At 45.6% G+C, this 11,971-nt stretch carries 14 protein-coding genes; 4 read left to right on the forward strand and 10 right to left on the reverse strand.

All coding sequences use genetic code 11. The features are described from left to right. Window positions 1-19: 19 nt before the first annotated feature. A complete protein-coding gene (locus tag PAHA3_RS12725; protein ID WP_062835070.1) occupies window positions 20-748 on the reverse strand; it encodes a DUF1361 domain-containing protein in 729 nt (242 codons plus the stop codon). A gap of 29 nt (window positions 749-777) precedes the next feature. Beyond that, window positions 778-1,314: a hypothetical protein gene (locus PAHA3_RS12730; protein ID WP_062835071.1), complete on the reverse strand. Its 537-nt coding sequence runs from the start codon at window positions 1,312-1,314 to the stop codon at window positions 778-780. Window positions 1,315-1,449: 135 nt separating this feature from the next. Here PAHA3_RS12730 and PAHA3_RS12735 point away from each other — a divergent pair, with 135 nt between their 5' ends. Together PAHA3_RS12735 and PAHA3_RS12740 are read left to right on the forward strand one after the other, a co-directional pair. Beyond that, window positions 1,450-2,091, forward strand: coding sequence for a spore coat protein (locus tag PAHA3_RS12735; RefSeq protein WP_062836090.1), 642 nt, complete (start codon window positions 1,450-1,452; stop codon window positions 2,089-2,091). A 242-nt stretch (window positions 2,092-2,333) separates the two neighbouring features. Further along, entirely contained in the window at window positions 2,334-3,290 is a 957-nt protein-coding gene (locus tag PAHA3_RS12740) for a hypothetical protein (RefSeq protein WP_062835072.1), read from the forward strand. A gap of 98 nt (window positions 3,291-3,388) precedes the next feature. Here PAHA3_RS12740 and PAHA3_RS12745 read toward each other — a convergent pair whose 3' ends face one another. Both PAHA3_RS12745 and PAHA3_RS12750 read right to left on the reverse strand, forming a co-directional pair. Continuing rightward, on the reverse strand, window positions 3,389-4,324 hold the full coding sequence (locus PAHA3_RS12745; RefSeq protein ID WP_062835073.1) for a sigma-70 family RNA polymerase sigma factor: 936 nt from the start codon (window positions 4,322-4,324) through the stop codon (window positions 3,389-3,391). Window positions 4,325-4,358: 34 nt separating this feature from the next. Beyond that, window positions 4,359-4,805, reverse strand: coding sequence for a carboxymuconolactone decarboxylase family protein (locus PAHA3_RS12750; protein ID WP_062835074.1), 447 nt, complete (start codon window positions 4,803-4,805; stop codon window positions 4,359-4,361). Between the two features lie 282 nt (window positions 4,806-5,087). On the opposite strand from PAHA3_RS12750, the gene PAHA3_RS12755 reads away from it, so the two are divergent. Beyond that, window positions 5,088-6,134 (forward strand): aromatic ring-hydroxylating oxygenase subunit alpha, encoded by a 1,047-nt coding sequence (locus PAHA3_RS12755; protein WP_062835075.1) that lies wholly within the window; start codon window positions 5,088-5,090, stop codon window positions 6,132-6,134. Window positions 6,135-6,240: 106 nt separating this feature from the next. Here the strand turns inward: PAHA3_RS12755 and PAHA3_RS12760 are convergent, their stop codons facing one another. Next, complete coding sequence (locus PAHA3_RS12760; protein ID WP_062835076.1) at window positions 6,241-7,062, reverse strand: cupin domain-containing protein; 822 nt, start codon at window positions 7,060-7,062, stop codon at window positions 6,241-6,243. Between the two features lie 152 nt (window positions 7,063-7,214). Continuing rightward, window positions 7,215-8,264, reverse strand: a complete 1,050-nt coding sequence (locus tag PAHA3_RS12765; RefSeq protein WP_062835077.1) for a leucine-rich repeat domain-containing protein — start codon at window positions 8,262-8,264, stop codon at window positions 7,215-7,217. A 108-nt stretch (window positions 8,265-8,372) separates the two neighbouring features. Between PAHA3_RS12765 and PAHA3_RS30720 the strand changes: the two genes are divergently transcribed. Further along, the gene (locus tag PAHA3_RS30720; RefSeq protein WP_082762794.1) at window positions 8,373-8,714 is read left to right on the forward strand and encodes a hypothetical protein; all 342 of its coding nucleotides are present in this window, start codon (window positions 8,373-8,375) and stop codon (window positions 8,712-8,714) included. Window positions 8,715-8,816: 102 nt separating this feature from the next. Here PAHA3_RS30720 and PAHA3_RS12780 read toward each other — a convergent pair whose 3' ends face one another. From PAHA3_RS12780 to PAHA3_RS12795, 4 genes are read right to left on the reverse strand one after another with little or no spacing between them, the layout of a single operon-like run. Continuing rightward, on the reverse strand, window positions 8,817-9,422 hold the full coding sequence (locus PAHA3_RS12780; protein ID WP_235599435.1) for an SMI1/KNR4 family protein: 606 nt from the start codon (window positions 9,420-9,422) through the stop codon (window positions 8,817-8,819). 20 nt (window positions 9,423-9,442) lie between these two features. Beyond that, window positions 9,443-9,865 carry a hypothetical protein gene (locus PAHA3_RS12785; RefSeq protein ID WP_062835080.1) on the reverse strand — a complete coding sequence of 141 codons (423 nt, stop codon included), beginning with the start codon at window positions 9,863-9,865 and terminating at the stop codon, window positions 9,443-9,445. Between the two features lie 32 nt (window positions 9,866-9,897). Continuing rightward, entirely contained in the window at window positions 9,898-11,199 is a 1,302-nt protein-coding gene (locus PAHA3_RS12790) for a hypothetical protein (RefSeq protein WP_062835081.1), read from the reverse strand. A 21-nt stretch (window positions 11,200-11,220) separates the two neighbouring features. After that, the gene (locus PAHA3_RS12795) at window positions 11,221-11,955 is read right to left on the reverse strand and encodes an SMI1/KNR4 family protein (RefSeq protein WP_062835082.1); all 735 of its coding nucleotides are present in this window, start codon (window positions 11,953-11,955) and stop codon (window positions 11,221-11,223) included. Window positions 11,956-11,971: the final 16 nt, after the last annotated feature.

The following is an 11,971-nucleotide window of genomic DNA, read 5'->3' on the forward strand; positions in this document are numbered from 1 at the left end:
GCCTTCTAAACACCATGAATTAGCGCAACGCTTGCAGGTCCGCCTCAGGACTTCCTGCACTCTTCTTCGTTTCACGGGGAGCCCTCGTATTAATCAGATAATACAATGTGGCATAGATTTTAGTAATAAACATGCCAAAAAACAGGCAAAAAGCAAGAGACGGTCGACTTACACTTTCGTGCATCAGCTCAATCAGCGTCTCGCGATTCGTCAGTGCATCCCAGCTATTCAATCGATATACGCGTCCAAGCAATACCCCGTAACTTCCCAAAGCACAGCCTGCGAGTACAAAGATCCAGGATGCGAAGCGTCCAATTCGGTGATAGATCACTTCCTGAAGCTGATACATCGATAGGAATCCAAGTAGGAGCCCAGTCCAGACAAACATTAATACAACACTCAAGTCGTACCAATACGTGTAGTCCACTCCATTCCCACCATAATACCGGGAACTTCTCGCTGTCAGATGAACCAAGTCCGTAACGATGTAGGAAGAGTTCGGGAAAAATAACAACCACAGCAGTCCACTTGCGACTGCAAGCCATGCAGCACCTTTCCATTTCACACCACTTAGAAGATAGGCTGCATAAGAGAACACAAAAGGAATCCAGCCCAAGAACAGATTCCAGATCAGGAAGCGGAAATAACGCTGATCCAGCCAATCTGCGGCTACATAGTACAACCCAAGCGTTACTACAGTAACCACACTAAGGAAAATAAATATGCGAATATAATTCAGTTTTCTCAATGATTCTGACCTCACTTGATAAAATTCATTTAATTTCGAAAATATCGGATGATTTCTTCCTTATTCTTTTCCACACGCAAATTCAATCCACGTTTATCCTTTAATCCATACTGCTGTAATTCATGGCCTGGATCAAGAACCAACGGTTTAGTCGCCACATCAACCAGCAAGTCCATCGTCAATTGATAGGTTTCCCGTAACTTGTCCATCGGCAGAGAGGATTCATATCGTTTAATCAGCTCAATCAGTCGCTCAGCATACACAAGACGAACCATACTGTCCGCACTCTTCAATTGTCTCGAAGCAAATGCTGTAATTGCCGTAATAATACTGGGTTCTGTCCGATGTTTGGCAATCAACGCAAGTTCGTCCACCGCATCCCAATTCATAATAGACAGCTCGGAACTTAATTGTTGAATCCGCTCCCCTATCCATTGTTCCTCTAACTCTTGGGGTACGTCCCATCGCTTATAGTCCGAATACACGCCTTCTCGATGCATCTGTATAGCGCTCCCGTAATGTTTGACGAACAAATCCTTTGCTACACCCCAATCAGTCTCTTCCATCTTTAACCACCACCATGCATATTCCTATTTGTGCGTATACTCCTAACCATATTACATAATTTTACTACTCTCCAAGCATACTAGAATCATACCATTTACCAAAGGAGAATCAAATTTACAATGAATCCGAATTCGATGCACCCTCAAAATTTAGTACAACCCACTTTGAATGCAAATCCAAATGTTACTCCTAACATAAATCATGGCGGTCATGAGATGTTCGATGTGCATGAGATTCTGTCCTCCACCATTAACGTGCTGGATCAATATATGATCTTTCGTACATTCGTGCAGAGTCAGGAACTGATTGGCATTTTGGACCGGCAGTACGATTTCATTTTATCCCAATACAATCTGACAGCAGAGTGTTTTGCCTCCGGACAGAAGCCTCATCAAGAAACGGCAACCTATATGATCCCCAACATCGTACCACCGGTATATGGCCTTAAGCCCTCGGCACCGAAAAAGCCAAACCAGAGCTTATCTGATGTAAAGGATGCCGGGATTAGCGGTCATATGCTGGGACTGATCAAGTCACATGCGAGTCTGCTCGGCATGTCCTGTAGCGAGATCACAAATGGAACGGTTCGTCGGGTTATCGCTTCGCAGATCCAGCATTTTATCGAGATGGCCTATGAAATTTTCATGTTCCAGAATAAAAACGCCTATTATCAAGTACCTCAACTCACGCCAAGTGATACACAACAGATGCTTCAGGCATATATTCCAGCAACCGGAGCACCTCAGATGCCTATCAGCAATAAACCACTTCATTAACTTATAAAATAAAATCCGCTTCCCCAGAACAGTCTCTTCAACCCATACGGGTTTTAGGGACTGTTTTTTGGTTATTTATAATCATTTTCCTGCTGAAGACCCTTGATTCGGTTACCAGAAACTGGTTTAATCAAAGACAAACCCGTACATATTCAACTTACCGATCATACATATAGAATGCGGTAAAATACCGCTATACGAGAATTCAAATGGCTTTTTCTTCATTATGGGGAGGTATACGAATGAAATGGAAGCAACCTGCTAAACTTGGTTTACTGGCTATGGCTCTCGGCTGTACTGCCATTGGCTCAACACTGACGACCTCAACAACACTGGCCGCACCTGTTCCCGCTTCCAAAGCGGTGTATCATCAATTCCAAACCTATCGAACAGAAGCAGTGAAGTCCACAGAAAGTCTGATTAAAGCACGTAAATACTTGATGAATCATATCGACAAAGTCGGTCCTTGGCAGGCAACATTAATGACCCTGCAATTGGAGAATATGCAGAACGTGAAGCTGGCTGATATGGATCACCGAATGTATACAGAACAGTTTCAACAGGCCGTATCTCAAGCCCATGAACAACTTGGTTACGAACAGAAGCTTACATATAGTCGTCTGCTCAAAGAAATTAAAGATCCGGCAGTGAAGAAGCTTCTGCAGGAAGCATCTGATCTCGGGTTCAAACTGGAAACCAGTGAAGGCTTGTATTACCCCATCATTAATTATGAGATATACCAAAAGTTCAAACCTTTTGTTAAGGCTGATATTGCTGCATACATTGATATTATGACTACCGAGTCCAACCAAATGACAACTTCAGATGGTGGCATTATCATCCCTTGGAACGAATTAATCCAGCGTGCATTGGAGAAAGAAGCCTTTTTGAACAACTTCCCGAATTCCAATCGTACATCAGCAGTGAAGCAGTGGATATCGGTGGATTACCTGTTTTACGGAAGTGACAACACGCCTGCATATGATTGGTACACGGACGACGAAGAAATCCGCACCATAGACCCTGAGGTGAAAAAGGCTTACGAGAAAGCTTTGGCTAAGCGGGAGCCTAATACGGAGAGTGTTCTTCTGGATACCATGGAAAAGATTTTGCTGGTCCTCAATCAGAACAATGATGAGCTTACACCTGAAGTCAGAGCAATCATCGAAACTGTTCAACAACAATTTGCCCCGGAGTAATTGAGTGCTGGATAACAAAATGTGAATGAAAAAAAGCGGCAATCCTCCTGACAGAGGGTGCCGCTTTGAAGTTTACATATCAAGTCCTTACGTTTGGATCAAAGAATTGAAGTGTCTATTGATGTAAGTTTGTTCGGATTTACGACGAGATACACGCCCTCAATCCGCTCTCCAGAAGCGTCCAACTCCAAACAGAGTACTTCGGACAATTGCCCTTCTTTCATCAACGCAAGTTGAAGCTCACCATTGATCCACATGGGCACCCATTCTCTTTCACGCAATCGCGTAAGGACTCGCCGTGAGGTCAGGAGTGCAAGCACACCTCTGTGAACGTTCATTGTTCTCATAACCGTATGCACAACACCACCGCCATCTGCTGTAAATACAGGCTGATCTGCCAGTAACTCCAGCATGGCAGAGACGTCATAACGAAGGAATGCCGTTGTAAAGCGGCTCAGCAATTCACCTTTGGCAATCATATCCGCATCACTCTGCTCGATCGGCGGAAGCCTTTCGGGGAGATTTCGTCTGGCGCGGCTAAAGATTTGACGGCAGTTACTCTCCGTTTTGCCCAGCCAATCCGCTATTTCGGAATAATCATATTGGAACGCTTCACGAAGGACAAAAACAGCCCGTTCCATGGGCGATAGACGCTCCAACATGACCAGATAGGCGTAGGAGATAAGCTCTTTTTTCTGCATCGTTTCCTCTGGCATGTTCCCCACGTCACTGTCCCCCATCGGCTCTGGCAGCCACTCACCAACATAACTTTCCCGCTGATTACGGGCAGAATTTAGCAGGTTCAAGCTTCGGTTCACAATCAGTCTGGCGATGTAGGACTTGGGGTTACGAATATCTTGAGCAGACGTACTCTGAATCCCCGCAAAGCAATCCTGTACAATATCTTCAGCTTCTACCACACTGCCGAGCATGCGGTAAGCTATTGAAAATGCATATTTTTTATAACGAATATACAGCTCACCAACATCCAGAGAAGACACTTCTGGCTCATTGGCGTGGAGATTGGAATTCATGAGAATGGCCTCCTCTGGCATGGTGCATGTAGTTTTAGTTAAAGCAGCCCGGATACATCCCTGTTGTAATCGCAATCCGGTTCCAGTTGTTAATCGTGTTAATGGCCAGGATCAGATCCACCAGTTCGGATTCACTGAAATGTTCACGAACCTTATCGTACAACGTAAGTGGTACACCGTGTTCCGAGATTCGAGTCACCGCTTCAGCCAGCTCCAGCATAACACGTTCTTGATCCGTGAAGAAAGGCACTTCACGCCACACACTTAGCAAAAGAATATGATCCGCGTAATCTCCCAGTTTCATCAGATCTTTGGCATGCATATCGAGACAAAAGGCACAGCCATTGATCTGGGACACACGGATTTTCAACAACTCGTATAACACTTTATCCTCAAATTGCCCGGATATATATTGCTCCATCGCCATCATCGCTTTAAAAGCACCTGGACTCACTGCTCTGTAGTTCGTTCTTAAATTCATTTCTCATTCTCCTCCGTCATTTGGTCTACATACTGAAGACAAACGACCGCAGGGATCTGTGACATTCTTTCCGAAATTTTCACTATTAACATCTGACGTAAGAAAAATCCGGATTTTCCGTATCCATGTACGGTTTTAACTGAGCTGTTTGTGATTTTAACCAAAAGTAGGTTGGATATATTGATACATCGACCAAAAGAGTAGTAACATACGGCTAATCAAGTTAACTTTTCTAACATTAAAAAGAAAATCGTTTATTCATATCAGCAAGGAGTGTTTCATATGATAACTTCCAACGCAAACCGTAATGTGACATCCGAATTGCCTAGAGGCTGTACGTTCACCGCTGAAGACTGGCATGTATTATCCCAATATTGGTACCCGGTAGCCCAAGCAACTGAAGTAACCGACAAACCACTGGCTGCTCAATTGCTCGATGTGAAGCTGGTTCTTTATCGCAGTAATGATCAGGTTGTGGTAGCCAAGGATCTTTGTTTTCACCGCGGGGCTCCACTTAGCAAAGGTTGGGTAGAAAATGGCGAGATTGTCTGTCCTTATCACGGTTTCCGTTACAATTGTGAAGGAAAATGTACCGCAGTACCTGCGCACCCAAGCTCCAAAATCTCACCTAAGCTCAAACTCATTGTGTACCCGGCAGTCGAACGTTATGGCTTAATATGGACTTCACTGGCGGGAACGGAAGAACAGATTCCATCCTTCCCTGGATGGGATGATCCGGATTATATCAATATTTTAATACCCAACTTTGATATTGCTGGTTCCTCTGGAAGACAAATGGAGGGATTCCTGGATGTATCTCATTTTGCCTATGTGCATACCGAAACGTTTGGTGACCGAAACAACACAGAAGTCCCTCAATACAAAGTGAAACGCGAGGGGAATGAGTTGTTAGCTGAGTATTGGAGTACGGTGAGCAACTACGGCAAAGGGCAAGATCTCGTTGCACCTGAAGGTTTCCAATGGTTGCGCGAGTTTCGGGTGTTCCCACCCTTTGCGGCTTCTCTGACGGTACATTTCCCTGGAGACGACAAGCTAAATATTCTGAATTGTGCTTCGCCGATCTCTGCACGTTATACACGTCTATTCTGTCCAATCACACGCAACTTCGATAAAGATGCTCCGATTGAAGACACGATCAAGTTCAACTTGCAAGTATTCGAAGAAGACCGCGAGATGGTCGAGTCACAGAAACCGGAGGATCTCCCCCTTGATCTGCATGCCGAGGCCCATATTCCCGCGGATCGTACTTCGATTGCCTATCGTCAATTATTAACGGAAATTGGTTTGGGACGAAATTACACATCGTAAATGAATAAAAAAGAAGCGTTCCGTTGCGGACGCTTCTTTTTCTATACCTAATTCAACTGAAATACTAGCGTGTATTAGAGAGACCTTGCCACTAGGCCTTCATTCGTCATTTTTCCTCTTGATTAATCGTATTCACAGGAAGCTCTCTATAATACGGACAGCCCGGCTCATGAATAATTCGTGGATCAACCCAAGTGCCCCAGTACGGAAGACGGTTCACGTAAGGTTGCATGTTTGGTTGCATATTTGGCTGTGTGTTGGGCTGCATGTTTGGTTGTACATTGGGTTGTGTGTTTGGTTGCATGTTTGGCTGTACATTGGGTTGTACATTAGGCATTACGTAAGGCTGGTGATTCACATTTGGAGCACTGTTAGAGGCAGGAGCAGTTGAAGGCTGGCAATCTGCCGGTGGGCCAATAATCACTGTTTTTTGAATGGGAGCCAGCGCTTCTTGCACTTTTTTCTCATCCAGACAGTACGTATAAGCCAGAAGTTTTGCAGGTGTAAGACGTAATGTGTCTGAGCCAAATATCGCTTCAGGAACAGGAGCATCAAAGATCGCGAGTAAGTGCGTATGATCCACAGTAGCCACTTCATAGTGCCACCAGCCTTGAGGTACATTAGCTACTTGCCCTGGAGTAATCGGGAAATGAAGCAACTCGTTGGTAAACGGATTGATGAGGGACACAACTGCCGAACCACTGATGCAGTAAACCAACTCGGTTGCATTCGGATGCGTATGTGGCTCAACTACATTGCCTGTGCTGAGGAAAATATCCAATAAAGACGTATTACCCAGTGTGTTTAACTGTTTGATGGAAAGGGAGTTAATATAGTTATTCTCATCCTTCTTAAATAACGGATTATTGCTCAAATCGTAAGTAAATTCGGTGGTTGGTAAAGTGTAATCCATGGTTGAGGTTGCCAAAATAAAACGCCTGCCCTTCGCTCTCGGTTTAGGTCATAACCTATATGCCCAGCTTATGCCCAGTGCCCACATGCGTGAGCCCATTTCCGCTATGTTTGCTGCGCATGACAAATATCCCTGACTCGGACATCCCGAGCAGGGCTCATTTGATATTAAGATTCTTCCTCGCTCAAGATGTGCTGCAAACTAATTCCCAATGGAGTACTGTTCAGATTCACACCCAGAAGCCAGGTCATTCGCTTCACCATGTCCGGCGTTCCCTCGATTAAACCATTAGTTACACTCAAATAACGCAGCTTCTTCAGTTGCTCCAGTTCAGGCGGAAGTTCACGAATACCCGAGTACCCTATATCAAGATTTACGAGTTCACTCAATTCACCAATCTCGGCAGGAATATGCTTCAGACCAAGGTCCGACTTTTCCTTCGGCTTCCACCCAGTCGGAACATGATATGAACTGCCACAATAAATTCTAAGCTCTCGAAGTTGTTTCAATTTTCTAATGTCTTGGTGAATACCTTCCAAATCCGCCGTCATAATCTCCAATTCTTCCAATGATGTCAGTTCAAAAAGGGCTGGAGGAAGCGTATAAACATCCTGCTCAAAAATCGTCAAACGTTTCAAGTGCTTTAATTCCCGAATACGTTCCGGAATCTCTTTCAAGTAATGTGAACTAATATTCAGCACATCCGCCTGATGTCTGATCGCATCGTCCAGTAAGCGATGAATGTCCTGATGTCGATCTAATCTAAAGAACAACCCAGTGATTCGCTCCATTAGCTCAATTGCTTCTTCTTGTGTAATATGCATCCCATACATATTCTCATGAGCAACAGTGTAGAAGTAGTCACTTCCATCCTCGTTCAAAAAACAAAGATCATCTGGCATTGAGGGATAACACCAGTCATGAAAGCGGTTGGCTTCCTCCTTAAGGATCTGCCCTGATTCCGGTGTGCAACGGTATATGTAGTAGATCCCCTCTGAGTACATGGCACCACTTTGCATCATCATTTCTTCCATCGTACTGTTTTCAATCAGATACGGCTCGAGTCTCTGTAACACTTTGGCAACTCTTTCAGGTCTAGCTTCTTCAGCATACTTCCTGTCAACTAGCATGAAACGATCTGTCTTCTCGATCAATTCGTCAATCAACAGTTCATAGGCAGTTCCTCTTGGATCGGTGTGAAAAGCTATGGCTACCATAGGTTCCCCCTCATTACTCTATATTCATTAATCTTCAATCTGCTGTATCACCTGAAACCACTGTGGCATAGGCTGATATCATCAATCCAGTCATTGGAGGCTTGTTACATGGCATACGGCCCTGGTTCAGTGTCATCCCCGCAACCTGCGGGTTATCCTTACCCTTATTATCCACCACCTCCACCGTACCCTTATCCATATCCCTATCCATACCCGCCCATTGTTCCTTTTCCACTGCCATTTCCAATCGGTGGTCCTTGGTGGCATGGTGGATATCCAGGAGGCGGTTATCCCGGCGGTGGCTATCCCGGTGGGCACCATGGTTCTTTCCCTGGAGGTGGCTATCCCGGCGGACCTCACGGAGGTGGACCTGGCGGTCCGGGTGGCCCAGGTGGGCACGGAGGTCCTCCAGGCGGAGGATTTCACGGACATCGCTTCTTTCAGTGGTAATCGTACTCATTAGACTTATCCAAAGTCCAGGTTCAGATCAAATGAAGGAGCTGCTTCGGCAGCTTCTTTATTATTAAAATCTAATGTCTGATCGTGCAGTATTTAATATGTGATCTCATCCATCATCTTCAGATTACGGTTCGACATGCTGAGCAGATCTGTAAAGGTAGGTGTGAGGTAATAAACAAAGTCCGGATCGTGTACGTACATAATAATCTGCCCATACGTGCCTTCCGCCGTTGGATCAAAATCGAGCATCAGATAGAGGGAACCTCCCGCAATCGTTGCAAAAGGAATCCATGATTTATGAAACAGGTATGGTTTGATCTCCGGGTCCAATTGCTTAATCTCCTCCGCAGAATAATACGCTTCGAGCTTCTCATCTACTTCACAGAAGTATTGTTTGGTCTCTCGAATCTCTTCCAATGACATCAGATAAAAAGGGGTACAACGTCCACCCTCGGAATCACCCGGGTACAGCACATGCAACCCGTAGCTACTGCCGTCTTTGCGTTGGTAAAAGGTACGAAAATCGTCAGGCAGCCGGACGCCATACTCCTTTTCGAATAGATCCAGACTTTCCTCGGATGCACCTTCCCGTTGTTGATATTCTTCGAACAATTGCCGAATCTCTTGATCCTGTATTCTCTCATCTAACAAGTGGTTCATCTCGTCCATTAGCACGTTTAATGATACATTCCGCTCCACGCTCACCACACCTCCCTATCTCAGCCCTTCTCTTCTTGCACATATTGATGATATTCCCAAAATGCTTCTTGCTCTCCGCCGCCTTCAATCAGAATCATGACTGCATAAGATAACAAATTAAGCCATTGTTCCATCAACGCCACCTGTTCATCCGAAATGAGGTTGTTGCTGCGAAGCATACCCTCAGGTTCAACAGCCCAAGCACGTGCCATGTGAGTGATTCCCCATAGACATGCCATGACTTCCCGATCAAGTGAAGGCCGTGCAAGTTCTGGTGCCAGAACCCGCAATATCTCCATCAACTCATGGAAATTCTCCTCAATCAAATGTCCACGGAAAGGACGCAGACTGCCAATAAAACCGTTCTCCATCTTAGGATGACTCAGATCATCATAGGAAAAAGCATGACATTTTAATAACATTACTGCCTCTTCACTTTTCATTCCTTCACCCCTAACTAGGTCAAAATGCTACCTCACCAGCGTAGAGGCTCTTCTCCACGCCACAACACATATCGCTCAAGCTCACGAAGAGTGCCTGTACCGATCCCGTACTCGTCCATTTCTTTGGAACGAAGATCGAGCACATGCAGCATGCCACCATATGTGCCAACTGCAAGTTTGGACTGCTCAGGGGATACAGCGAGAGAATAGATCGTACTGCCTACAAAATGACGCCATACTTCCTCACCCTTGCCATTCACACAATACAGATAACCATATGCATCCCCAAGCACCATGCCCGCCTCTATTTCCACCGCTGCATACACTCGTGCATTCTCATCCATCACTGGCCAATTTTCCTTCGTTTCGTTACCGGCAATTGACCCCAGCGCGACCTGTATTGTGGCTCCATTATAGAAATGACATGCGTTAAACCAGACGGTCTGGTTATCACTGGTGAATGCTGCATAATGAGGATAGCTTGATTCCGGATATAGGGAGTATGTCTTGCTCAGATGACGGCCCATCACCATATGATTGCTCCCTTGGCTGCCATAGGCAATCCATCGACCATCCCGTGATACAGCTGCATGTCCCATATCTATCTGTGTATCCTCTAGCTCATATTCTTCGATCTCTGCCAGATCGGGATGAAGTAAGGTCACCTCAGCTTGCGTTACCAGATATATCCCGTATCGTGAAAGTATAAGTAGTGCTCTGCCTTCGTCCATAGGTATAAGTCCTTCAAGTGTCCGTTCGGGATGCTCACAGTCCGCAAGTGATTCAATCCGAGGTAAGGAAGACTGTATCCGGGATTGAATATCCTCCCAACGATATGTCGCTATCTCCTGTCCTTCCAGCTTGCGATCAGGCTGACGGATAACACGAATACCTTCCGGTCCTGCAAGCGCATAGTCCAATCCATCTGATGAGCAACCTGCAAAAGTATACGAAGAAATCAACTGCCATCCGTGCTGATCCATCGTATATATCTGACCATTCTCCGTGAAGATACCCGTATTGCATACACACGTCTCTTCGTTCAGATAACCTACAACTTTGACCGCCTGCATGGAAGCCTGAAACGCCTCGCTCAATGGCCACGTCGATGCTGGCAGCTCACGTCGGAGCATCTCCAAGTCACCTTGGAGATTGGCCTGTCTCACCATATGTAAAACCTTAGTACTCATACCACTTCTGGAGTCTCCCTCCAGCTCGGATTCATCTGGCTGCTCTCCCTGCATGCCTCTCCGTACAAATGCATTGACATCCCTTGCATAACGCTTGCCCTCATTGCGCCATTGTTCAGCGATGTCTTTCTTTAACCAACTCATATGTTGTCCTCCACTCTGCCCCTATTCATATGTCGTACAATGATGTGCTTGCAAAAACAGACTGATTTCGTTATCCGTCGCCTCCTCCGCACCATTCTTTTCTTCATAGAACAGGGCAACTTCTCTCCCAGTTGCATAGTTAAATCGTAAATATCCTCCCATCGACGCCATAAACAGCTTGCACATGTACTCATTCTCCAACACAGCGTCCCACTTAAATTCCGTCTTGCACGTATCCGCGAGTTCCTTCATGGAGCTTCCCTGTTCCGTCCCCGTAAAGTGATAAAACGTATGCTTCCGTAGCTCATTCCACGGTTCGTAGTATAGTGGAGATATCGGTTTATCCTGACGGTAATACCCGCAATAGATCCGGTTTAGCGTTTCGCCAAATTCAGTCTCCGAGCACGTCCACAAGGTAATATGCTCATCATGGCGTGGTAGCCACAACAGTCCCTCTACTTCCGAATGAACAGCAAGAAAATCTCCATCCACAGAACTGCCAATTGTGATGCATTGCTCAAGTTGATGCTGACTTATGGGCGAATCGTCCGTATGTATCCAAAAATCATATTCAACAAAAGGCTTCAGCACTTCCGGGTCCGGTCTCTGCACATTCATCCAGCCCGTATATGTACCTTCTCCGTATTGTTCAATCCAGGTACGGTATGACGAAGGTAGCGAGATGGCGTGCTGTTGTTCAAAGTGATCCAGTTCCTCTGCTGGAACCGGCTTAAGTGCACGGGATACGATATACATTTGTTCACATCTCCCA

It is taken from the genome of Paenibacillus amylolyticus, assembly GCF_001570725.1.
GTDB lineage: Bacteria > Bacillota > Bacilli > Paenibacillales > Paenibacillaceae > Paenibacillus > Paenibacillus amylolyticus_A.